General features: G+C 43.3%; 17 protein-coding genes and 6 tRNA genes. 13 read left to right on the top strand and 10 right to left on the bottom strand.

The window, feature by feature from the left end; all coding sequences use genetic code 11:
• Window positions 1-102: 102 nt before the first annotated feature.
• The 3 genes from FKN16_RS09400 to FKN16_RS09390 form a co-directional block, all read right to left on the bottom strand.
• Window positions 103-423, bottom strand: coding sequence for a cytochrome c (locus FKN16_RS09400; RefSeq protein WP_005396401.1), 321 nt, complete (start codon window positions 421-423; stop codon window positions 103-105).
• Between the two features lie 79 nt (window positions 424-502).
• A complete protein-coding gene (gene ltaE / locus FKN16_RS09395; RefSeq protein WP_005396402.1) occupies window positions 503-1,507 on the bottom strand; it encodes a low-specificity L-threonine aldolase in 1,005 nt (334 codons plus the stop codon).
• A gap of 22 nt (window positions 1,508-1,529) precedes the next feature.
• Complete coding sequence (locus FKN16_RS09390) at window positions 1,530-2,045, bottom strand: NUDIX hydrolase (protein WP_005396403.1); 516 nt, start codon at window positions 2,043-2,045, stop codon at window positions 1,530-1,532.
• A gap of 268 nt (window positions 2,046-2,313) precedes the next feature.
• Between FKN16_RS09390 and FKN16_RS09385 the strand changes: the two genes are divergently transcribed.
• From FKN16_RS09385 to dld, 6 genes are all read left to right on the top strand, one after another.
• Window positions 2,314-3,975 (top strand): ATPase RavA domain-containing protein, encoded by a 1,662-nt coding sequence (locus tag FKN16_RS09385; protein ID WP_170902541.1) that lies wholly within the window; start codon window positions 2,314-2,316, stop codon window positions 3,973-3,975.
• A 9-nt stretch (window positions 3,976-3,984) separates the two neighbouring features.
• Window positions 3,985-5,439 (top strand): ATPase RavA stimulator ViaA, encoded by a 1,455-nt coding sequence (viaA, locus tag FKN16_RS09380; protein ID WP_012842207.1) that lies wholly within the window; start codon window positions 3,985-3,987, stop codon window positions 5,437-5,439.
• Between the two features lie 230 nt (window positions 5,440-5,669).
• A tRNA-Cys gene (locus FKN16_RS09375) sits at window positions 5,670-5,743 on the top strand.
• Between the two features lie 36 nt (window positions 5,744-5,779).
• A tRNA-Gly gene (locus tag FKN16_RS09370) sits at window positions 5,780-5,855 on the top strand.
• Between the two features lie 236 nt (window positions 5,856-6,091).
• Complete coding sequence (locus tag FKN16_RS09365; protein WP_139060621.1) at window positions 6,092-6,994, top strand: LysR family transcriptional regulator; 903 nt, start codon at window positions 6,092-6,094, stop codon at window positions 6,992-6,994.
• A gap of 384 nt (window positions 6,995-7,378) precedes the next feature.
• Window positions 7,379-9,085, top strand: coding sequence for a D-lactate dehydrogenase (gene dld, locus FKN16_RS09360; protein WP_170902540.1), 1,707 nt, complete (start codon window positions 7,379-7,381; stop codon window positions 9,083-9,085).
• A gap of 139 nt (window positions 9,086-9,224) precedes the next feature.
• Here the strand turns inward: dld and FKN16_RS09355 are convergent, their stop codons facing one another.
• The 4 genes from FKN16_RS09355 to FKN16_RS09340 form a co-directional block, all read right to left on the bottom strand.
• Window positions 9,225-9,533 carry an AzlD domain-containing protein gene (locus tag FKN16_RS09355; protein WP_012842209.1) on the bottom strand — a complete coding sequence of 103 codons (309 nt, stop codon included), beginning with the start codon at window positions 9,531-9,533 and terminating at the stop codon, window positions 9,225-9,227.
• On the bottom strand, window positions 9,530-10,261 hold the full coding sequence (locus FKN16_RS09350) for an AzlC family ABC transporter permease (protein WP_134645708.1): 732 nt from the start codon (window positions 10,259-10,261) through the stop codon (window positions 9,530-9,532). The genes FKN16_RS09355 and FKN16_RS09350 overlap by 4 nt, the downstream gene beginning before the upstream one ends.
• Before the next feature lie 314 nt (window positions 10,262-10,575).
• Entirely contained in the window at window positions 10,576-11,805 is a 1,230-nt protein-coding gene (gene alr, locus FKN16_RS09345; RefSeq protein ID WP_104970750.1) for an alanine racemase, read from the bottom strand.
• A 199-nt stretch (window positions 11,806-12,004) separates the two neighbouring features.
• On the bottom strand, window positions 12,005-13,636 hold the full coding sequence (locus FKN16_RS09340; protein WP_170902539.1) for a methyl-accepting chemotaxis protein: 1,632 nt from the start codon (window positions 13,634-13,636) through the stop codon (window positions 12,005-12,007).
• 552 nt (window positions 13,637-14,188) lie between these two features.
• Here FKN16_RS09340 and FKN16_RS09335 point away from each other — a divergent pair.
• The 4 genes from FKN16_RS09335 (at window position 14,189) to FKN16_RS09320 (ending at window position 16,603) form a co-directional block, all read left to right on the top strand.
• Window positions 14,189-14,275 (top strand) — tRNA-Leu (locus tag FKN16_RS09335).
• Window positions 14,276-14,312: 37 nt separating this feature from the next.
• Window positions 14,313-14,386 (top strand) — tRNA-Cys (locus FKN16_RS09330).
• 308 nt (window positions 14,387-14,694) lie between these two features.
• Window positions 14,695-16,218, top strand: a complete 1,524-nt coding sequence (amyS, locus tag FKN16_RS09325) for an alpha-amylase (RefSeq protein ID WP_170902538.1) — start codon at window positions 14,695-14,697, stop codon at window positions 16,216-16,218.
• A 130-nt stretch (window positions 16,219-16,348) separates the two neighbouring features.
• Complete coding sequence (locus FKN16_RS09320) at window positions 16,349-16,603, top strand: hypothetical protein (protein WP_012842214.1); 255 nt, start codon at window positions 16,349-16,351, stop codon at window positions 16,601-16,603.
• A 74-nt stretch (window positions 16,604-16,677) separates the two neighbouring features.
• On the opposite strand, the gene FKN16_RS09315 is transcribed toward FKN16_RS09320, so the two are convergent.
• A complete protein-coding gene (locus FKN16_RS09315; RefSeq protein ID WP_047009223.1) occupies window positions 16,678-17,466 on the bottom strand; it encodes a lipase in 789 nt (262 codons plus the stop codon).
• A 68-nt stretch (window positions 17,467-17,534) separates the two neighbouring features.
• A complete protein-coding gene (locus FKN16_RS09310; protein ID WP_170902537.1) occupies window positions 17,535-18,464 on the bottom strand; it encodes a CHAD domain-containing protein in 930 nt (309 codons plus the stop codon).
• 301 nt (window positions 18,465-18,765) lie between these two features.
• Here FKN16_RS09310 and FKN16_RS09305 point away from each other — a divergent pair.
• From FKN16_RS09305 to FKN16_RS09295, 3 genes are all read left to right on the top strand, one after another.
• Window positions 18,766-18,852, top strand: a tRNA-Leu gene (locus tag FKN16_RS09305).
• A gap of 37 nt (window positions 18,853-18,889) precedes the next feature.
• Window positions 18,890-18,963: transfer RNA gene (locus FKN16_RS09300), tRNA-Cys, on the top strand.
• A gap of 982 nt (window positions 18,964-19,945) precedes the next feature.
• Window positions 19,946-21,628, top strand: a complete 1,683-nt coding sequence (locus FKN16_RS09295; RefSeq protein ID WP_170902689.1) for an Ig-like domain-containing protein — start codon at window positions 19,946-19,948, stop codon at window positions 21,626-21,628.
• A 77-nt stretch (window positions 21,629-21,705) separates the two neighbouring features.
• Here the strand turns inward: FKN16_RS09295 and FKN16_RS09290 are convergent, their stop codons facing one another.
• Window positions 21,706-22,992, bottom strand: coding sequence for a hypothetical protein (locus FKN16_RS09290; RefSeq protein WP_041853064.1), 1,287 nt, complete (start codon window positions 22,990-22,992; stop codon window positions 21,706-21,708).
• Between the last annotated feature and the right edge of the window lie 641 nt (window positions 22,993-23,633).

Here is a 23,633-nt window from a genome sequence, read left to right as displayed (position 1 = left end):
TGAAGTGAAGTCATTGTGATTATTTTACAAGCAAAGTTTGGTTAAATGTTTTGGCTCGGGTCGAGGGCTCACAAGCTCTTGTTGTGAGCCGAGATAAACAAATCATTTGTCTTGCGTCTGTTCTGCATAAAATGCAGCGACATCACGAAGATCCTCATCATTTAACATTCTTAATTGTGCGCCCATCATTTCGGCAAGCGGCCCTTTACGTTCGCCTGCTTGGTAAGACTTCATCGCATCGTATAGATATTGGGCATTTTGACCTGCAAGATTTGGATAGGCATCATTACCTGCGACGCCTGTTGCACCATGACAATAGACGCAGCTAGGGGATTTGATTTTACCTTTATCAGCATCACCAAAAGGCGCGGCATGGCTAGCGGAAGAGAAAATAAGAGAGGTTAGAAGTACAAATCTGAACATGAAGATTGTCTATTCGCTAAAAAGTCATATCGATACAATAAAGCTTCCCCTTAGGGGAAGCTCAATGATCAAAATCAAACTAAAGCAGAGATTTAATGCTTGATAAGAAATTGTCGATATCTTGCGCTGAAATGTCTTTATGAGTCACGAAACGAATGGGGTTTCCAGGTGTTATCGTGATATTTTGTTCCTTTAGTTTCGCAGCGATATTTACTATATCCACTTGAGGATCAAGCTTCGCGAATACGATATTCGTTTGAACAAATTCAGGGTTGACTGAAAAACCAGGCAGTTCAGCTAAACCTTCCGCTAAGGTTTTTGCGTTGGTATGATCTTGTTTTAGCTGTTCCACTTGTTCGGTAAGGGCGAGTTTGCCTGCTGCGGCAAGAATACCCGCTTGACGCATACCACCGCCGACCATCTTTCTTAAGCGACGTGCTTTTGCGATGTACTCTTTGCTACCAAGCAGTAACGAACCAACAGGGGCAGCCAAACCTTTCGACAGACAAATCGTCATTGAATCAAAATACTGACCGATTTCTTTTACCGGAACATCAAGCGCAGCGGCTGCATTAAAAACGCGAGCGCCATCTAGATGCATCTGCAAGTTATGTTTATTCACGAAATCACGTGCTTCTGCTAAATAAGACAGAGGTAATACTTTACCATTAATCGTGTTTTCTAAGCTGAGCAGCTTGGTACGAGCAAAGTGACAATCATCTGGCTTAATCGCCGCTGCCAGTTTATCAAATGGGAGTGTGCCATCTGGGTTATTTTCGACTGGTTGAGGTTGAATTGACCCAAGTACTGCTGCGCCGCCGGCTTCGTATTTGTAGTTATGTGCTTGCTGCCCACACAGATATTCATCTCCGCGTTCACAATGCGCCATTAGGCCGAGCAGATTGGCTTGCGTGCCTGAAGTGGTAAACAAAGCCGCTTCGAATCCTGCAAGCTCTGCGGCAAACTCCTCAAGCTCATTGACCGTAGGGTCATCACCATAAACATCATCCCCAACGGGGGCCTTAAACATGGCCTCTCGCATGGCTTGGGTAGGCTGTGTAACGGTATCTGATCGAAAATCCATGAATGTCTCCTTGGTCAAAGTCCTAAATATATCCGCAAAGGCGCGCTTTGCTTAAACAAGCGATCGTTTTGGCATCGGTAATTGTGCCATCAATAATCTTGTCTTCGAGTTGTTGGAGTGACAAGGTAACAACCTCAATCACTTCATCTTCATCACATTCGTAACGGTTGGTTTGGCTGAGCTTCTCAGCAACAAATAGGTACTGTATCTCATCACAAAATCCGGCAAGGGGAGTGACTTGGCCGAGAGAGGTGAATTTTTCTGCACTATAGCCCGTTTCTTCTTCTAGCTCTCTTTTCGCGCAGCAGAGAGGGTCTTCATTGCCTTCTCTTGTACCAGCAGGAAGCTCCAAAAGCCATTTATTAAGTGAAGGCCGAAATTGATGGACAAGGACTATCTCTCCTTCCGTTGTAATCGGGAGAATCACCGCAGCGCCCGGGTGATGGATTGTGGTGTGCGTAATTGCCTGTCCTGTAGGAAGCATAACCTCTTCTTCAATCAGAGAAATTTGCTTCCATTTATGAATTATTTTGCTCATGCAGTTATTAACCCTAGCTGTTACCGCATTTTGACGTTTTTCGACATTAACCACAAATGGTGGGAAACAAAAGCAAAAAATGTTGCAACACGACGAAAGCGTTTGCACTTTCAGTGAGCTGTATCTCATAAATGGAAACTTTGATTGCTTGCTAAAGAAGGGGGTAAGCATCTGCTATAAGGGGAATTCAACAAAATACATTTGTAACAAAGTTATAACAAGTGTATAAAAATGTTAACGCAATACCAGTTCAGCAGCCGGAGAACGTATGACACAAACCTTATTTGCCTCAAATGCCGAAAAAGCGCTTCTCTCAGAACGCATCAACAAGTTGGCTAAAGCGTTAACGGATGGCGTTTATGAACGCGAACATACCATCAAGCTCTGCCTCCTTGCGGCACTTGCTGGTGAAAGTGTTTTTCTTTTAGGCCCACCTGGCATTGCAAAAAGCTTAATTGCCAAGCGACTTATCCAAGCGTTCGATAATAGCAGTTACTTTGAATACCTGATGACTCGATTCTCAACACCTGAAGAAGTTTTTGGGCCACTGAGTATTCAAGAACTCAAAGATAACGGTCGTTATGTTCGCTTAACTAAAGGGTATTTGCCAACCGCACAAGTCGTATTTTTAGATGAAATCTGGAAGGCGGGCCCCGCCATTCTGAATACATTGCTGACAGTGGTCAATGAGAAAACGTTCAAAAATGGCAGCGATATTGAGCGTGTGCCAATGCGTTTGTTGGTATCGGCTTCCAATGAACTGCCAGATGAAGACAGCGGTTTGGATGCACTCTATGACCGCATGTTGGTGCGCGTGTTTGTGAATCGAATTCAGAATAAACAAAACTTTAAGTCGATGTTGACGGTAGGCACGTCACAAGAGGCACAAGTGCCAGAAGGGCTAGCAATAACAGATGAAGAATATCATCAATGGCAACAGCAGCTCGACAAGCTGACGTTAACCGATAATGCATTCGAGAAGCTTTTCCAGCTTAAAACGATGTTAGAAAGCAAAGTCGAAGCTCAGTTTGGCGATGTCGCTAATACCGACATGTATGTGTCTGACCGCCGCTGGAAGAAAGCCGTGAAATTGCTAAAAGCGAGCGCGTTTTTTAATGGCCGCGATGAAATCAACCCACTTGATCTACTGTTGCTGCAAGATTGTTTATGGAACAGCCCTGAATCGCGAGACGTGGTACGCGAAGTGGTCCAAGAGTTCGCCCTAAAACATGCATTTGACCAACAAGACGCCGAACAGGAAATTGAATACTGTCGCGAGTCTTTGGTCGATGTTCAGCATGAGCTTGAAGATGCCTACCGCATGACGTTAACGTCTGAAGCGGCAACGGGTATTCTGCGCAAAGAAACCATGCGTTTTGATACCTCTAAAGCTAAGACCTACAAAGTTGGCGCAGCCGTTAACTTAGTTAAATTGGTTATTTTGCAAAGCAACATGTCGGTTTCAGAATCAGAGAAAGGCGATAGCCGCTGGGTTTACGTGCCAAAAGATGAACTAGACCGAGTCATCAAAGAGGGACACGGTGATGTGTATGGCTACGTCAATCAAAACACCAACATGTGTCGTTTACGATTTGATGTTGATGCCGCAAATAACCTAGTTATCCGTGATATCGCAAACCGAGGCATTCTGGTGAGCTTAGTGACTCAAGAGGGCTTGGATGTAGAGCTTTACCAAAAGTGGTTAACGCAGAGTGAAAAAGCCGTAAATCAACTCAGTGAAGCAGAGCACCATATGCGCAAGGTAAAAGCGAATTTCCATGATGCGCTTCCGCATAGCTTTGTTGATCCTGAACTACCACGCCTAATGGAGTCGAGTCTGCAGCAGGTCAGTCAGAGACTTGAGTCTATCCAAGCTGAAAGCGAGAGAGTTATTCAACGCTTTAAAAACTTACATCAGTTTTTCTCATAAGGAGACGACATGCTAGGTGCAGACGGACTTAACCTCGCGCTGATGGTGGCCGACTCTGGTATCATCGATAGCGCAGTTAATGATTTAATGGCGCGTTCGCAAGTCATGATGATGGCAGAAAACCGAGGCGTTAAATCTTCAGTCAAAGGCCACTTATTAAAGTGGAGGGGCAGTGTTAAAAAACGGATTACCAAGGTATGTGAGACAGAGCGTTTCCAACAAGAGCTGTCTTTATATCAAGAAGTCATTCACTGGGATGAAGAGGCGTTTTTCGAAAACATCGAAGATGTGATTAAAAAGCTTGAGTGGCACTCCGCTTTTTATATGCAGGCTCGCCGAATGATGGAGAAGAACAAGGGGATGAATAATCCCATGTTCCCACATTACTTCTGTGATCAATGGTACCAAAGTCTAGCCGATGCGATTAAGCAAGCGCAAGTAAGCGAGCTTGAGGCCAATAAAGAGAAAGTGCTGAATGACCTGTATCAGCGTATGGAGACCATGCGTAATATGGATAAGGTCACGGAGTCGGGTGATGCTGAAAGTGTAGGGCGCTTATGGGATATGGCATCTGCCAAGTTGAGCAAAACTGACTTAACAGTGATGAAACGCCATGCGGAGTTTCTGAAGAAGCACCAAGGCTTGCAAGAAATAGCCGAGCAACTTGGCCGTATGGCGGGGCAAGTGAATGATCCCGAACTTAACCGCGCGCCTACTGAAGAGCTACAAATGATCGAAGAGAAGAGTGATGAAGCGACAGATGATATTGTCGGCATTCACGAAAGCGATGATTTAAATAAGCTACTTCCCAACGAAACGATGTTTTTGGCGTATCCTGAACTCGAGGTCGTGTTCTATAAACACTTAGTCGATAAACGACTTATGAACTACCGTACACAGGGCAAATCGCGCACGTTACGTAAAGTTAAAGCTCACCGACCTGACAACAAAGCGGTAGATATCGAAAAAGGACCGTTTATTGTGTGTGTGGACGCGTCCGGCTCAATGAGCGGGTTTCCTGAACAATGCGCCAAAGCCATGGCTTATGCGCTGATGCAAATTGCATTAGCGGAGCAACGTGATTGCTATGTCATTATTTTTTCGACGGAACACATTACGTACGAGCTAACCAAACAAGATGGTCTGCGCGAGGCGGCGGACTTTTTAACTTATAGCTTCCATGGTGGTACAGACTTAGAGCCAACTTTGATCAAATCTATCGACTTGATGAGCGGTGATAAGTACAAAAATGCCGATATGGTGGTCATTTCCGACTTTATCGCGCCAAAACAACAAGACGAGTTGCTTGCCAAAGTGGATGCGCTTAAAGCGAAGAAAAACCGTTTTCACGCGATCAGCCTATCTAAATATGGAAACCCAGCATTAATGTCGATGTTTGATCACACTTGGTCTTATCACCCTAATGTTGTGGGCAGGTTGCTTAAACGGGTCGGTAATTACTAAGTGACATTGAAATTCTATTGAGTAAAACGTACAGAAAGCTAGATTTATATTGCTTCGTTTTAAGCCGATAAGATCGAACTTTGGTCTAATTGGCTTAAAAGAAATCAAACAAACAGAAAATGAAAGATTTTTGTTTGACTATCTTCTCTCAATCCGTAAAGTAGCCACCAACGCAACGGGGAAGAGCCCTGAAGCGAAGTAAGGGGAAGAGCCCTGAAGCGAAGTAAAAAGGCGCCTTGGCAGAGTGGCTATGCAGCGGATTGCAAATCCGTGGACCTCGGTTCGACTCCGGGAGGCGCCTCCATTATTCTTTGAGAGTGAATGGCTTTCGAGAATCAATGCGACACTAGCTCAGTTGGTAGAGCGCAACCTTGCCAAGGTTGAGGTCACGAGTTCGAACCTCGTGTGTCGCTCCAAATTATTCAGATATGGCAATTGCGGTATCTCGATGCCAAGTGCATCAACTTAAAACCAGCGAAAGCTGGTTTTTTTGTATCTGAATATTGATAAATTTACGCCATCTCAATTTCTTGAATTGTGGGTATAACCCTTGTTTCTTTCACCAGTTATGCTGTTAAGTGTGACCCGATATTTCGCAGATTGACCAATATCCGTTTACAATGTCGGTCTCCAAAGGATTTGACGAAGACGCATGAGAAATACCGACGATTACATCATTTTCTATCACCTTATCGAGCAAGGCTCATTTAGCGCTGCAGCAAGACACATGTCATTGACCAAATCGGTTGTCAGTAAACGCATCGCGAAGCTTGAGCAAGAGCTTGGTGTACAGCTTCTTTACCGAACAACGCGAACGTTAACGTTGACGGAGGCAGGGCGAGCGTTCTTTACTCATGCAAAAGCCGTTTATCAAGCGGTGGCAACGGCAGAAGAATCCATTGTGGGGTTGGGTAAGAATTTATCTGGAAACATTAAAGTTTCTGTACCCACTATCTCTGGTGAGTTAATTCTTCCTCAAGTGATCAATGAGTTTAATCAGAAATATCCTGACATCAATATCGACATGGATCTAGATAATCGTTTTGTCGATATCGTGAATGAACGCTTTGATTTGGCCATTCGAACGGGAGTGTTGCCAGATTCTAGCCTGATCGCAAGAAAGCTGGTGGATGCCAATTGGATTGTTTGTGCGTCACCTCAATACCTTGCTAAACATGGCATTCCTAAGCAACCTCAAGCCTTGGATAAGCACAATTGTTTGGTTTATTCCTACCAAGAAACCGGGGCGCGTGAGTGGGCGTTTAAAGAGGGAGACGAGGTGTATCAAATTACAGTCGACGGTAACCTCTGTACCAACAACTCTTCGGTATTGAGAAATGTGGCGCTGTTGGGGCAGGGAATCATCTATGTGCCACGTGTCTTGGTTTATGAAGACTTAAAGCAAGGTCGCCTGATTCAACTGTTCAAAGACGAAACCGCCAAATGTTTGGGTATTTATGCAGTGTATCCTTACACTCGTCAACAGCCAGAAAAAATTAAGATCTTCATTGATCATCTATACACCAGCTTTCAAAGTCAAAATCATCGATTTTAAGACAATAACTCAACACCAATCGTTATGTTGGTGTTGAGTTATTGTTTCCATCTTCATTTCTAATAATTCTTATAAATTTAGAAGCTTAAGCTTTCTCCTTGTTTTATCACTAATATTGATAACAAGATGCTGCGCACAACTGTTAACAAATGGTTTTGCTATTGTTTCTTTTAAGAAACGGTCTGTTTCTTGCGTTAAATTTTCCGAATGTGAAAGATAAGTGACAGAAAAATAAAAGAATTATTTTGTTTGTTGTCTGTTGGTTAAGTGTTGCTCGCCTGCCTGACATAGACGCCGAGAAATGGACTGCTTATAGTGGCTCAAACGCCCATTACCGTCACTAAACGGTGATGTGAGCGAAGTACAATAACTAGAGATACGGATATGAAACAAAAGCAGCTGATTGACGAATTTAAAACTATCGTTGGGGAAGAAAATGTCCTAACCGACGAGGTTAAAACAAAATACTACCGCTCGGGTTTTCGCTCAGGTAGTGGCACTGCGCTTGCTATCGTGTTTCCTAATACTCTTGTAGAACAATGGAAGATCATTAAACAGTGCGTTGAAGCAAACTGCATTATTATTATGCAGGCTGCCAAAACAGGTTTAACAGAAGGCTCAGCTCCAAGTGGTAATGATTATGACCGTGATGTGGTCGTGATCAATATTATCAAAATCAAGAAGATTCACTTATTAGATGGCGGTAAGCAGGCGGTATGCTTGCCTGGTGCAAGTCTGCACTCATTGGAAAAAGAATTGAAGGCGGTGAACCGAGCGCCGCACTCTATCATCGGTTCTTCATCATTAGGTGCCACTGTGGTTGGTGGTATCGCCAATAACTCAGGCGGTGCGTTGGTCAAGCGTGGTCCTGCTTACACCGAACTGGCGATCTATGCGCAGGTCGATAAGCAAGGCCAGTTACACCTGGTTAATCACCTTGGTATTGAAGGGTTAGGTGAAACGCCAGAAGAAATTCTGACAAACCTGCAAGAAGGAAACTTTGACTCAGCGAAGATCATTCATGACGAGCGAATGGCATCAGACAAAGAATACGATGAACGTGTTCGAGACGTGACTTCTGACATTCCTTCTCGCTTTAATGCCGATGAACGTCGATTATTTGAAGCCAGTGGCTGCGCTGGTAAATTGGGTGTTTTCGCCGTTCGAGTTGATAGCTACCCAGTACCCGAAAAAGAGCAGGTTTTTTACCTTGGCACCAATGATCCCGCGAAACTGACGAAGCTGCGAAAAGATTTCTTATCTACGTTTGAGAACTTGCCTGAGATGGGAGAATACTTGCATCGAGATATCTTCAACATGGCAGAGAAGTACGGCAAAGATGTCTTCTTATCCATCGATTTATTAGGCACAGATAAGCTGCCAAAAATGTTTGCACTTAAAGCTAAAGTAGAAAATTTCTTAGAGCGCGTCCCGTTTGTTAGTAAATACCTGCCGGATACCATTTTGTACTACGCGAGTAAGTTGTTCCCACAACATTTACCAGAACGAATGCTGGATTTCCGCGACAAGTATGAGCATCACCTGGTATTAAAAATGAGTGATAGTGGTATTGCTGAGGCACAAAAATACCTCAAAGAAGTTTGGGCTGTTGAAGACGACTGTGATTCCTTCGAGTGTACGCCGGAAGAGGGTAAAAAAGCTTATTTACATCGCTTTGCAGCAGCAGGTGCAGCAATTCGTTACGAGACGATTCACCGAAAAGACGTAGAAGACATCGTTGCACTTGATATCGCATTGCGACGTAATGATGAAGAGTGGCTAGAAACTTTACCAGAAGAGGTGAGTAAGAACCTTGTTCAAGCGCTCTATTATGGTCACTTTATGTGTTATGTATTCCATCAAGATTACATTTTCAAAAAAGGGACCGACACGAAGTTGATGAAAAAGCTGATGCTAGAACACCTCAATAGCCGTGGTGCTAAATACCCAGCAGAACATAATGTGGGTCACTTGTACGAAGCTGAAAATTCGCTGCAGAAGTTTTACCACGAGCTAGATCCAACCAACACCTTTAACCCTGGTATTGGCAAAATGGACAAATACAAGCGCAATTGTAACTGCTGTGCGTAATGTTCTATCTCACCGTGATTAATATCGTTGAGCATCGTTAAAATGATGAGCATAAGATAAGCCCTGATGACACTTGTGACATCAGGGCTTCGTGTTTTGGGTCTTTTATTGATGACTGATATCGGCGTTGAAACAAAGACTAAAGAGCACGTACTGCAGCGGCGGCGATGATGCCTGCTGCAATTGCGGGTAGAGGCTTTTTCACGATGAACATAACGACAGCAGTAGAAAAAAGTGCTGCTCTAGCACCGTTATCACCCTCTACTGCTAGCGGAGCTAAAAGGGCAACCAATACGGAGCCTGACATAGCAGTGATGAAACGTTGAACCCGTTCGCTAATTGGAATGAATGACATGACATACACTCCGCCCCAGCGGGTTATGAGCGTGACTAACGCCATAGCGATGATGATAAGCAGTGTGCCACCTACGCTCGTTTCGATGTTCATGCTTTTTTCTCCTTCCAACAAGCACCTAAGACTCCACCAGTAATAGCGCCAACCACTACGTGGCTATTCTCTGGTAAATACCAATACGCCAACATAGAAGATGCCGCTGCTGTGGCCCAAATCGCAAAGATTCTTAAGTCTTTCGGCCCTGCCACAACCATCGAGAGCAGGAAGCATCCCATAACCATATCGAGCCCGAGGCCCACCGGGTCTTTGATTGCGCTACCAAAATAAATGCCGACCCAGGTGCCAACAATCCAAAACGACCACATTGCTAAGCCGCCACCAACAAGCAAACCAAAACCTGGTTCTTTTCTACCAAATGCATTGAGTGCCATTGCCCAGTTCGCGTCTGATGCCACTAGCATTACACCGTAACGTTTTGTCGGTGGGAGTTGTCGTAACCATGGATAAAGCGTGGCGCCCATCAAGAGGTGACGAGCATTAATAGCAAATACAGTAATAAGCACTGGAATCAGAGGTACTTCTGCTCCCCACATTTCTAGCGTGGCAAATTGTGAAGCACCGGCGAAGACCAGTGTGCTCATCAACATAGTGGGAAATACATCTAGTCCAGTTTGTACGGCGGCAACACCGAATGCGAGGCCAAATATGACCACAAACATGGACAGAGGTAAAAGTTGGGTGAAACCGTTCCATACGTCGACCCGAGTAAATTCGTGCAACTCAGATGAGGAACGCTGAAGATGTTGAGTATTTTCTGTCATAGAGATACCTAGCCAGCAGGCAAAAGGGCAGTGCCATATGAATGCGTTTGTTATTCTTTTGTAAACTTCATGTTTAACATCAATTGAAAGGGCTTTCAAACACTAAGTGCTATATAAAAAACAAGTATACCTGAACGGTTTTAAGATGAAGGGGTTAGAGGATTTGTCACTTGCTAGGGCTCAAGGAAAGTAACGCAACGCAAATAGCAAGCTCTGTTCAATTGAGAAGAGCACGGATTGTTACAGATTAGTATATAGTAGGAAAGCGAGCACGAGGCTCGCTTTTTCGTTTTGTTACGAATAACTGAAAGGGTTTATTTTACGTAGACACGAGGGTTCGCAGTACCCCAAACCGTGTATAGTTCTGGGAAGATGACCTCTGCATGTTTTTCCATTTCTGCTGCCGAAATCGTTTTGCCTTGCTGAGAGCCAAACAGTACAACTTCAGAACCAGGCTCAACATCTTTGATACCTGTAATATCAACCATGGTGGTGTTCATTGAAGCCACACCTGCAACTTTTGCTCGTTGGCCATTGATCAGTACTTCTGCCGTATTGCCCATTTTTCGTGGGTAGCCATCAGAGTAACCAACAGGAATGTTCGCCATTAGGCTTTCTTTGCTCGTTTTGTAGCTGCTGTCGTAACCGACAGTGCTATTTTTTGGCAGGTGGTGAACGGATGCCACGCGTGTTTTGAAAGACACGATAGAAGGGTACTCAGGGTTGGTTGGCAGATCACCATATAAAACGCCACCAGGACGAACCATATCAAGCTGTGCTTCAGGAACATTAAGTGCAGTGTAAGAGTTTGCCACGTGCAGCAAAATATCTTCGCGTTTTAGGCCCGCTTCTTTAATCAGCCATGCAGAGCTGTCTTTGAACGAAGATAACTTTTGACGAACTTCGTCTGCATTGTAGTTAGGGAAATGAGTCATTATGCCAACAATATTAACGCCAGCTTGTTGAGCGATTTCTAGCGCTTCTTGCTTGCCCGCTTTTGTCGTCATATCAACGCCATTTCGTCCCATACCACCGTCGTTAAGAGCAAGGTGAACTTTGATTTCTTTATCCGCTTTATCTGCTAGCTTAGACAGTGCTTTGGCTTGCTCTGCAGTGCCAATCAGTTCTTCGATATTTAGGTCGATTGCGGCTTCGATCTCGCCAATATCCGCCGAACGTACACGCATAAGTTGACCTTTAAAGCCACTGTCACGAACGGTCTGTGCTTCAGCGTTACTTGCAACGGCAACGCAAGGAATTTGTTGTTCGATAATGGTTGGCATCAGGCCCGCGATGCCATTACCGTATGCGTCGGCTTTCATCACGGCGCAGATTTTCGTTTTGCCATCCATGTGCGATTTAAACTGCTCAATATTATCGCGGAACTGACCTAAGTTTATTTCCAACCAAGCGTTAGCGCCTTGAACTTGCTCTGCTTTTACTACAGTGTTGCTAATTTGAAGAGGGGCAGCAGTAGCTTGCATCGCAGGAGCAACGGTTGCAGCAGCGATAGTCAGTGATAGTAAGGTTTTATTTAAGCGCATAAAGTCTCCGTACGCGTTTTTTGTATTGGTTATGTTATTGAGTACTTGGGGAAAGTACCTGACGAAGTAAAACGCCCCAAGTAGTGCTTTGGAGCGTTTTTGAAGATCATGATTCGATATACCTAAATATACCTCAGTGATTGCACTCAATTTGCGCAAATCGAGGTTGATTCAATATCAACTAAGGTATCCACTGAGTTTAACTCAGTTTAAAGCGGCTCATTACATCTTTAAGAGAAATTGACAGCTGGCTTAGCTCACGACAAGCCTGTGCGGTTTGCTCAGAGCCCTGTGATACTTCTTGAGATGCCAAGTGTATGTTTTCAATGCTGCGGTTAAGCTCTTCTGCAACAGAGTCTTGCTGGTTACAAGCAGTGGCGATTTGGGTGCCCATGTCTGAGATATCAGAAATCGAGTGTTCTATGTCGCTCATCAGCTGTTTTGATTGAATGCCTTGCTCTGCACATTCTGAAATACTGGTTCTAGAAAGTTCTGTCGCAGATTTCGCGTCTTTTGCAAGCGATTGTAGCTGTTCAATGATCGACGTAATTTCGCTGGTTGAATCTTGCGTACGGCCTGCAAGCGTTCGAACCTCGTCCGCAACCACGGCAAAACCGCGACCAGACTCACCAGCACGCGCAGCTTCAATGGCTGCATTAAGCGCAAGTAGGTTGGTTTGATCGGCAATGTCACGGATAACATCAACAATAACGTTAATTTTATTCGATTGCTGTTCAAGCTCTGCCACAGTATCGCCCGCAGCACCAATTACGTTTGAAACTTCATGAATCGCGTCAACCATGCCTTGCGTTTCACGAACACCGTGTTGCGTACGACGGTTTGCTTCGTTAGCTTGGTTCGCTGAATCTTCAGTATTACGTGCAACATCGGCTACTGCTGCTTTCATTTCTGTCATTGCCGTAGCAATGTGTGTGATTTGCAGTTGTTGATCTTTCATACCAGACGCAGAAATATCAGAGATTTGATTCATCTCTTCTACTGCACTGCTTAACTGTGTGACCGCAGCAATCACGTTGTCGATAACTTGGCGCAAGTCATCTTGCATCTTAGTGGTCGCATCTGCCAGCTCACCTAGCTCGTCATTGCCGATGGCTTTACGATCGATGTCGTTTGATAGGTCACCTGTTGCGATGGCATTTGCTTGCTCGACAACAAGTTTTAGTGGGCCACAAATAAGGCGTGTCAGCACGTACGTCATGCCTACCATGATAAGTAGAATAATCACGTTGCTCGCAATTGACGAGTTACTCAATCCATTTACAGAAGAAAGAATATGAGTTTTGTTACTGTCCATAGCATTTTTAAGTAGACGGATCAGTTCACCGAGCTCAGAGTCAACCGCTTCGAAAGCAGGTAAAGAGTTCGCCAAAATAGGGTGGGCCTTGCTTTTGTCGTTAGCTAGCATCGCTTCGTTGTACTGATCCATAGTGACCAGGTACTTTTTCCACTGACGCATAAGGCGCTGGTAAGTTTGTTGCTCTTCACCAGGCCAAATCGTTTCACCGTAAGCGTTGAGCTCTCTAGTGATCTTTTCGCGTTCTCTAATATTGTTAGAAATTTTAGTTTTGACTTGGTCTGCGTCTTCATAAGTGTACGCAGCAAATTGAGCTCGGCGCCAGCGAGACAAATGATCTCGAATCGAATCTACTCTTTCCATAGCAGGAAGCGTATCATCGGTATAGTTTAAAAGCTCAGATTTAATGCTTTTGAGCTCTGTAGATAAAAATACGCCAAACGCAATGTTGACGATGGCAATGAGTAAAAACGATAGCGATATCTTTTTCGCTATAGAAAGATTCTTGATAGACATTAGTGATATACCTTGTTTTTCTTATGGTGTGTCGCCAAAGTAAACCACGTCCTTATATGTGATATATGTCCATTAAATTACTGCAACGAGTGTAAGCTATCATTATTTATTGATATTTTCGATAATGAATTGAGCTTTTTTTGAAAATAAAAAATGTCAATGATTTTATAAAGGTACGACCACATTCGATGCAAAGTTATCGGTAACAAAATATGATATTTCGTGTGAAATAGTGCCAAGAGTAGGGACTCCAATTGTTACAGATGTTACAGAGCTGAAGAGAGTGGTGACTACGATCCGCGTTAGTCAGGCGTTTACAAGCCAAGCAGTTACGGGCATCAACATGTGTGTGACTTGAGAGTTATGAAAGCTAACGAGTGTTTCTTGGCCTAATTGAATGCCAATTGTACCGTCTGGATCGCTTTTTAAGCACTTAAATCAAAAAGATAAAATTTATTGTTGACCAGATAAATTAATCCGTTAAAGTACGCCTCGTTCTCACGGTAAAGGTCGCTGAGACAGATGGTGTCTAACCCATCGCATGATTGCGTTGCCCTGGTGGTGGAATTGGTAGACACAAGGGATTTAAAATCCCTCGGCGTTCGCGCTGTGCCGGTTCAAGTCCGGCCCGGGGCACCATCAAAATCTTTGGTAACAGAGATATAAAAATCAGAAAGGCGCCTTGGCAGAGTGGCTATGCAGCGGATTGCAAATCCGTGGACCTCGGTTCGACTCCGGGAGGCGCCTCCACTATTTCGAAAGCCAGTCTTAAATGACTGGCTTTCTTCGTTTTAAATCCATCAATCTATACTTGTCCACGCTTCTCTAAATTCCTCCCATGTTTTGATCACCATTCAATATTTTCAATGCACTAGTCATTGATTTTATAAATGTTAAATAACTCAATAATTGTATAGGGTGATTGGTGCTAATTTCTCTTCGATTGTAATCCGCACTTTTTGTATCACAGGCAGCAACTTGGCTAGCGTGACCGTTGGCAATGCTTGGTGTGTATGAGCAGAAAGGAGGATTTTAGTCCTTAACGTGAGAGAAAAATAATGAAAACATTTAAATTAAAACGCACTATTTTACCTTTAACCTTGTTGCTAAGTTCATCTGCATTGGCTGCTGAGAATGGCACAATGATGCAGTATTTCCATTGGTATGTGCCTAACGATGGCACACTGTGGACTCAAGTGGAAAATAACGCTCCAACGCTAGCAGAAAACGGATTCACAGCGCTCTGGCTACCGCCTGCATACAAAGGTGCGGGTGGCAGTAATGATGTCGGCTACGGCGTTTATGACATGTACGACTTGGGGGAGTTTGATCAAAAAGGATCAGTGCGCACCAAATACGGCACGAAAGATCAGTATCTTAGCGCTATCAATGCCGCTCACAATAACAATATCCAGGTTTATGGTGACGTGGTGTTTAACCACCGTGGTGGTGCGGATGGGAAATCTTGGGTTGATACTAAGCGGGTAGATTGGAACAACCGCAACATTGAACTTGGTGATAAATGGATTGAAGCGTGGGTGGAGTTTGATTTCCCTGGACGCAACGACAAGTACTCTAACTTCCATTGGACTTGGTACCATTTTGATGGCGTGGACTGGGACGATGCAGGTAAAGAAAAAGCCATTTTTAAATTCAAAGGTGAAGGTAAGGCATGGGATTGGGAAGTCAGTTCTGAAAAGGGGAATTACGACTACCTTATGTATGCTGACTTAGACATGGATCATCCTGAAGTTAAACAAGAACTGAAAGATTGGGGTGAGTGGTACATCAACATGACTGGTGTTGATGGCTTTAGAATGGATGCGGTGAAGCACATCAAATACCAATATCTTCAAGAATGGATTGATCACCTACGTTGGAAAACAGGGAAAGAACTATTCACGGTCGGAGAGTACTGGAACTACGATGTGAATCAGCTGCATAACTTTATCACCAAAACTTCTGGCAGCATGTCTCTATTCGACGCACCGTTACATATGAACTTCTACAATGCGTCTAAATCGGGTGGTAGCTACGATATGCGTCAAATCATGGATGGTACGCTGATGAAGGACAATCCAGTCAAAGCGGTAACCTTAGTAGAAAACCATGATACTCAACCTTTGCAGGCGTTGGAGTCGACGGTTGATTGGTGGTTTAAGCCGCTCGCTTACGCGTTTATCTTATTGCGTGAAGAAGGTTATCCATCCGTGTTTTATGCAGATTACTACGGCGCGCAGTACAGTGATAAAGGGCATGACATCAATATGGTCAAAGTGCCTTACATCGAAGAGCTCGTAACACTGCGTAAAGACTATGCGTATGGCAAACAACATTCTTATCTCGACCATTGGGATGTAATTGGCTGGACTCGCGAGGGCGATGCAGAACATCCACATTCAATGGCAGTGATCATGAGTGATGGACCAGGTGGCTCGAAGTGGATGTTTACGGGCAAGCCAAGTACACGCTATGTCGACAAGTTGGGCATCCGAACTGAAGACATTTGGACAGATGCGAACGGGTGGGCTGAGTTCCCTGTAAATGGTGGATCTGTCTCGGTTTGGGTTAGCGTTGAGTAATCCATTCTTGTGATTTTGATACAGAACAGGCAAATTTTGATGAAACTTTGCAGTGAATCAATACGTTATTTGATATTCATATAACAAATGAGTAACTTATATTTGAGCATTATCTAGAGGAAGATGAAGAATGGAATCTATTGCTGATGTATTGGTTGTGGCTATTGTGTTCGGTGCCATATTTGGGGGCGGGATAATTAAGTTAATCTTGAATCATCGTAAAGAAGTAAGAGCCTTGGAGATATCTGAACGTAATACAATGAGCCAAGAAGAACAAGATAACCTTAACAAGCAAATTGGTGACTTGAAGCGACGCGTTGAAGTGTTAGAGCGCATAGTCACAGATAGCAAATATCAACTTGAAAAAGAAATTGCCTCTCTGTAATTCACCACAAAAACGTAAAGCCGGCTAAGTCCGGCTTTTTAGTGCCTGTACATCATAGTTTTAGGGTACTTAGCTCAGCGTTCGTCAAAGAAGTCTTTATCGCGGATGTATTTACTCATAAAGTGATAAGAGAATGGTCGCATCAACCAACTAAATAGAGAACGTCCAAGTCGAATGAACGTTGGCGTATTCTCGTATATTTTCCCGTTATACAACCATAGCATTTTGCCTACATGCCAATAGAGAAAAGGCACTGGCGGCATGAATGTCACGATGTCGATGTCGCAACAAATCCGGTAAGTTTTGTGCCCCAAACGGTAGCGTTTTTTAAAGGTCCAATCTCCAACTGCGGGCTGACCGAAAGTCACGACGCGTTTAATGCTCTTTGGGTATTTTTTCTCAATATAGTCGGCAAAAACACTGCCAATCGCGCCACCTGAAGAGTGACCAGTAATGGTGATTCTTTTTCCCCTAAGAATGAGCGGTACAACGATACCTTCGAGGCGCTCGATCACGGTCAACCCCAACCGATCTTCATTTCGGCTCGGTAAACTTTCTTGAAACAGAAGATGATAGAAACCCGCGTGAATGCGGTAATTCAGTCCCAACCGTCGACAGCTTCTCGTCCACATCGCGAAGTTTAACAACCAATCACTGATACTGTGTGAGCCTTTAATTACTACGACCACTTCACTCTGTTTTTTACTCCAGAGCACGCGAATCATAATCTTACCGTGTTCATTTCTAATGACTCGTTGCCCATTAGGATCGAATCCGTATTGAGTTTGTCTGAAGACGCGAGGATAGGCGAGATTACAGAGTACGGCATAGCGCTCATATTGGTATCGTTTTAATGGTTTCACGTTATCTTTCTTTATGGAGCCTAACGACTGACTGTAATTAATGAATATTAAAAATACGTGAACCTAGGTTAGTGCTGGTAGAGACTTTGTGTGTTGGTATCGTGGATGAAAGCCTCAAATTGGTCTAAGTGCGTTAAGATGGTCTGGCGCGAGATATCGTGATGTTCACTAAGCACGTTAAGCAGCTTTTTCAAGGTCTTACGATCTTTTTTATTTAGGTTTACTGCCTCTTTGATCTGTGTGAAAAATTCAATTTGACTTGAAGTGTCGTTAAAATCACCGAGCTTGTCTTGCAATAGTTTTAATTGTTTCACGTTGTTTTTGTGCTGTGGGGAAGGGTAGAGTGCGGAAAACCCTTCTAGCAAATAACGCAGCGCTTTGCACTTTATCCTCATCGAGTGAATCACGTTGTCACAACTTTTGTCCGAGATCTTGCGCCGTGCTTTGTCGACCTTTTTAAATTGTTCGGAGACTTTTTGGCTTGCGAAGAGTGACGCAGGTACGTTGTTATCCACTCGTTCGTGTTGTGTACTTCGCAGCAGACTATTCCTGACCAAAGTGCAGTGCATAGTGTATTCTTGTGTCGCTAGCCAACGCGCAACTTTTGCCTGTTCGTAAGCACGTTCGGATTCTATAAAGCCAAAAAGCTGCTCAAGAGAGGGTTTGTGGTTTGGGAGCATTTCAATGTATTGGCTTTTGTCCAAGATAAATACGTCCAAATCACGCAGCTTATTTGTTTTCTTCATCATTATTTTTAAATGAGGTTTCAAAATACGCTGTTCAAAAGGAGGTATCAGTTCGCGAAGTAGCACGCATAGTGAGCGTATGCGCCTCAGTGTGACGCGATATTGGTGTGTATATTCAGGATCCAAGTCTTGGACGATCCCCTGTTCCAGAGAGCGTGCATAATCAAATTCAGTAAGTAAGAAGTGGGGCACTACGAAGTCGAGTTCGGAATCAGTATGTAGCGGTAATTGAAATGATGACTTTCGAAACATGATGAGCGCTTATTTGTCCCCTGCAGTACGAGTTAAGTTTATACCCATACTGCCAATTTGTGCGACTTGTCGATTCCTCATTGACATGAAGTGATGAAGCAAAGTAAACGAGAGCAAAGCATGCTGATGTTCTTGTGAGCAAAATGATCGCCCTTTGTTCGTTTGAGTTGGCTTTTTAACCATTTGAATAAAAAAGACTAATTTTTTGTTGACCAGATAAATTAATCCGTTAAAGTACCCCTCGTTCTCACGGCAAAGGCCGCTGAGACAGATGGTGTCTAACCCATCGCATGATTGCGTTGCCCTGGTGGTGGAATTGGTAGACACAAGGGATTTAAAATCCCTCGGCGTTCGCGCTGTGCCGGTTCAAGTCCGGCCCGGGGCACCATCAAAATCTTTGGTGACAGAGATATAAAAATCAGAAAGGCGCCTTGGCAGAGTGGCTATGCAGCGGATTGCAAATCCGTGGACCTCGGTTCGACTCCGGGAGGCGCCTCCACTATTTCTAAAAACCGGCCTAGTGCCGGTTTTTTAGTATCTGGTATTGTCAAACTATTCTAATACACACTTTTTAATTGAATAATTAATTTTTGTACAAATACCAACCTCAATTATCAGTTAATCATTCTTTAACTGGTTTTCCCGAATTGCTATCTATAGCGTCATATTGTCACGTGATTTTAGTTCAATACTGAAAATAAAGTTGCACATATATCCTGCTTGTTTCTCTATATGTCTCTAGTTGATATTGCACTGTATCGCTCAGTCTGTCTTTTAATCGAGTATAAAACTAGGTGAGCAAAAAACTTTTCACCACTTTAATTTAACGTAAATTTAACAATTAAAGATGGATAATATTACTCAAGAGTTGTTGAGGTATATTATTCGAATGACTCGTTATTAAGTTAATGAATTTAAAGGTTATAATTTCATGCGATGAAATTGAGGTTGTTTTAGTTCAATTTCTACTTGTTTGATTTTTAATGATTTAAATTAGCTGTAGTGCAAGTGATTTATTAAAGTCATTGTTGAATACAAAGGTTGTTCATATAAAACAATCATAAGGTTATTTTAAGTAACTGACAAAAATGGACAAATTTATTATTACACAAACTTAACCTAAATTACTTATCGCTCTGGTTGAATTTTGACCGGTTGCTTTGCTATGATTCCGGCTCTTATATTTTTGGTGGTTATCCTTTTATAACCATGTTGATGTATATAGGAACATATTTGGCTTTATAGGCTAGGGCATTTTATTGCCTAAAATTTATATTATTTTACCCTACCATTTCTGCTTATATTGGCGGGAAGGTGAACTAGTTATTAATTTAAAATTAGGTGAAGCAGTGATAAAAAATATTAAAATAAATAGAACAATCCTAAATAAAGGGTTGTCATTTTTATTAGTAATATTCGCTTGTTTACAGAGCATCCATTACGCCAGTGCAGCAGGAAGTACGACGGGACAGCAAAATACATTGGTTATCCTGCTGAACTTCAAAGAAAACCCAAATGAGCAGCCATTAACTTTATCAGAGGCAAATAATCTAATCTTTGGCACAGTGAATGACTTCTACCGTGAAAGCTCTTTTGATCAAATGTGGCTGTCTGGGAAAGTCGTGGGTTGGTTTAATCTACCGTTGTCTAATCAGGTTTGTGATTTTACCGCTGTTCAAGATGCAGCGGATCAAGAAGCCATCGCTGCGGGAGTGAAGCTTGAAGAGTACGATCGTATTGTTTACTTGATGACAAAAACGGCATGTGGTGTCGCTGGATCGGCAACTATTGATGGCATGCCTTCACGCGCGCACATCAATGGTGATTTTTCTCCGATGAATATCGCTCATGAGCTTGGACATAACTTTGGTTTGCATCACTCTCGTGCTCTTGATTGTGGCGAGCATACGCTTTCAGACAACTGTACGTTGCGTGAATACGGTGATACCTATGATGTAATGGGTGGTCCAGACATCGGCTATTTGAATACTTTCCAGCGCGAGCGACTAGGATGGCTAGAGGGAGAGCACGCCTCAAAGACACTGGAAGTTACTCAAAATGGTACTTACTCCATCGCGAATTACGAGACGACTAGTGATCAGCCAGTTACGATAAAAGTACCTCGTGGTACTGATCCTTCTACAGGTGCAAAAAAATGGTTTTACATTGAATACCGCCAGTCTATTGGGTTTGACGACTTTTTAGATGCTCGTTCTTACTCGTTCTATCGTGGGGACGTTACGGATGGCATCATCATTCGAAGCGCTGTAGAAGGCGATGGGCGCAGCAGTAATCTGCTTCACTTTAAAACTGATTCTGAATATCGTGCGGTTTTTGGCCGAAATGACTGGTTTGACCCATCTATGCCGGTCGGTGGTAGCTATACTGACCCAGACTCAGGTGTAACATTGAGTTTGGTGAGTGCAGCGAACGGCATCGCCGAAGTAAGCGTTGTCTTTGACGGCTCTGACAACGGTAATATCGGGACTTGTACTGTTAATGCTCCATCAGTGACTGCGAAAGCTGCAACAAACAACTCGGTTGCAGCCGGCGATGAGGTTCAATATCAGGTCACTATTACTAACAAAGATAGTGCAGATTGTTCAGCGAGCAGTTTTTCTGTGAACGCGTCAGTGCCAATTGGTTGGAAAGCAAGCAGCAATGCAATCACGCTAGCAGCAGGTGAAACCGGACAAGTAATGATATCAGTCGTATCTTCGGTTGACGCTAGTGATAAAGACTATGCTTTGAAGATGATCGTGACGCACGGAGAGGACTCAAGTCTGCAAACCGCAGCATCCGTGAATTACTCTGTAACCACTGAAATCTCACCATCACCAGAGCTCGTTGCTGTTGATGATCAGGTGACTATGTCTTCGAAACAGTCGGTGACTATCGATGTGATGGCAAACGATGTTGTTGGAGAGCAAAACTCTGCAAGCGTGGTTTCTTTTACTAGACCAAGCAAGGGGCGACTAGAGCTGTTATCAGATGGCACCCTGCGTTACACACCTGAGAAGAAATTCAAAAATAACGACAGCTTTACCTATACCATAGGTGATGGTCAAAGCAGCTCGACCGCTCAGGTCTCAGTGAAGTTAGAGTCCTCATCCGGTGGCGATTCTGGCAACTCTGGTAACAATGGGAAAGGTAAGAATAAATAGAACGATAACGATATAGTTCGAAAGAAAACGCCTGGCGAGTTAACGTCAGGCGTTGTTTTATTAAGTTGTAAGAGACTTTATTCAGGGCAGCTAACTGGCTCTGGACAAGTTGGACATAGCGTACATTCTGCAGACGCTGTTATCGCTTCTACGACAACATTACCGAAGATAGTTTCACCACTCGCATCCACAGTATCTGTAAACGCTCTGACTTCTTCACCCGGTAATGGAAGGCCTTCACCATCTCCTGGGATTGGCTCGTAGTTACCAGTAAAGTCGTAACACTCAGCAGGCGCAAGCATACCAACCTGGATTGGATTCGAGTCTTTGTTGTCGATTACGACAATGCCGTCAATGGTGACATTGGAGGTATTACATACACTACCACTGTAATTGACTTGAAGACCGTATTCATTAATACCAGTATCTTCAAATCGATTCACGACGACGACACTACAGTCTTTCTCTAGAGACAATGAACCAGGGATGTTTTGGCTTGGGCATTCCCAATCTGCGTTGTCAGAAACCGCAACACCACCACCAGTTTCAAGTGCTGCGCTTACTTCTGCGTAGTTAGTGATACCGTTTTGGTCAATAATAAACGAACCATTAAACTCTTGCGTTTGTCCGACGGCGAGCATCGCTAAATTGAACACATGGTCACCGGCAGCCATATCGTTGTCAACGGCTGTAGTGTCTGTTGCCACAACATCATACAATGCAAAGTCACCGGTGTTTTCTACAGTGAGTTTATAGTTGTATTTCAAAGTGTTACCATTGACAACATCACCAAATGTACAAGTTTTAGTGATTTTAATGTCTGGTACGCCTGGTGTGTAACAGAATGAAATATGACTTAAGCCATAGTATCTACCATTGTTACCCACAGGTGCATGTAGTAAGGCATCATCTTGATACAATAATCCATCTGTAAAGTAGTTATATAGGTTTCCGTCAGGACCACCTTTTACGAAGATAGCTTGCATAATCACAGGGCTATCACCTTGATCCCAACTGAAGGTTTTTGCCCCAGGTTGCTGATCAATAACCACTTCAAGCATGCCATCACCGAAAGTGCCGTCTGTAACTGGCTCAAGCTTGTATTCTATCAAACCATCGATCCCTGGAAGTAATTGTTGACAGGTGTTATTCCCTTCAACAAATATTGGTTGCACGCCTCGGCTTGAAGGGTCGCCAGCGGATGCGTAAACAATTTGAGAGCTTAGCACTAAGCTAACCGCTATGACCCAAGTAAACAGCTTAAACATGCTGCTGATATTGATCGCTGTAAGTATATTCTGGCTACATAAAGTGGAACAACGGTAACTCTTATTGCCCCACCAAGAGTTAAATATGGTTTTCATAAAACCTCCTTGTGTAAGTGGGCTCGCTACGTCCTTGAGCCCACATACGTGATAGTTTTCTCACAGAGTTAAACTGCGCCAGTTGACTAGCATAGAGTGTTCCACATTTAACCCTTTGTATTTGTTGATTATTTTTTATTTTTGTACAGAGGGGTGAACAGTTTGTTTATATTTTCATAAATGGTTGAGCTAAAACTTATTCGCTAAACGACTGAATATGTTTTAGTTAAATGAGTATTCAATTAGATGTGTAAAGGATGTAACACTATGCAAACAGGTGTTACACATCACCTTCACATTATTGGGAGTAGGTGAGTAAGCGTCTATTTCATATTCATAGTGGACAGTTTCAATACCGTCGCTTTTGCGCATCTGTCACAGGTGTAAACAATAAAGTGTCAATCTGTAACATTATCCTAGAACACGTATATATCTTTGTTATCGTAGGTTTTTTTGTCTCTTTTGTTTTCTTTCTCTTTCTTTAAAATTGAACACTCTGTTCATTCTCTTCGCTGTTGAAAATATTTAGTTTAATAAAATCATAACCTTAAGTAGTGGCATGCTCTATGCGTTATACGAGCTCGAAACGAAAGTTGTATCTCGCTTTCACTCTTTCTTAAAAGGCAATTAATGACATAGGG

Origin of the sequence: Vibrio sp. 11-4(1) (assembly GCF_013048625.1) — a bacterium.
GTDB classification, from domain to species: Bacteria; Pseudomonadota; Gammaproteobacteria; order Enterobacterales; family Vibrionaceae; genus Vibrio; species Vibrio diabolicus.
The sequence above is the reverse complement of the archived record's forward strand: the minus strand, read 5'-3'. Positions and strand labels throughout refer to the sequence as shown.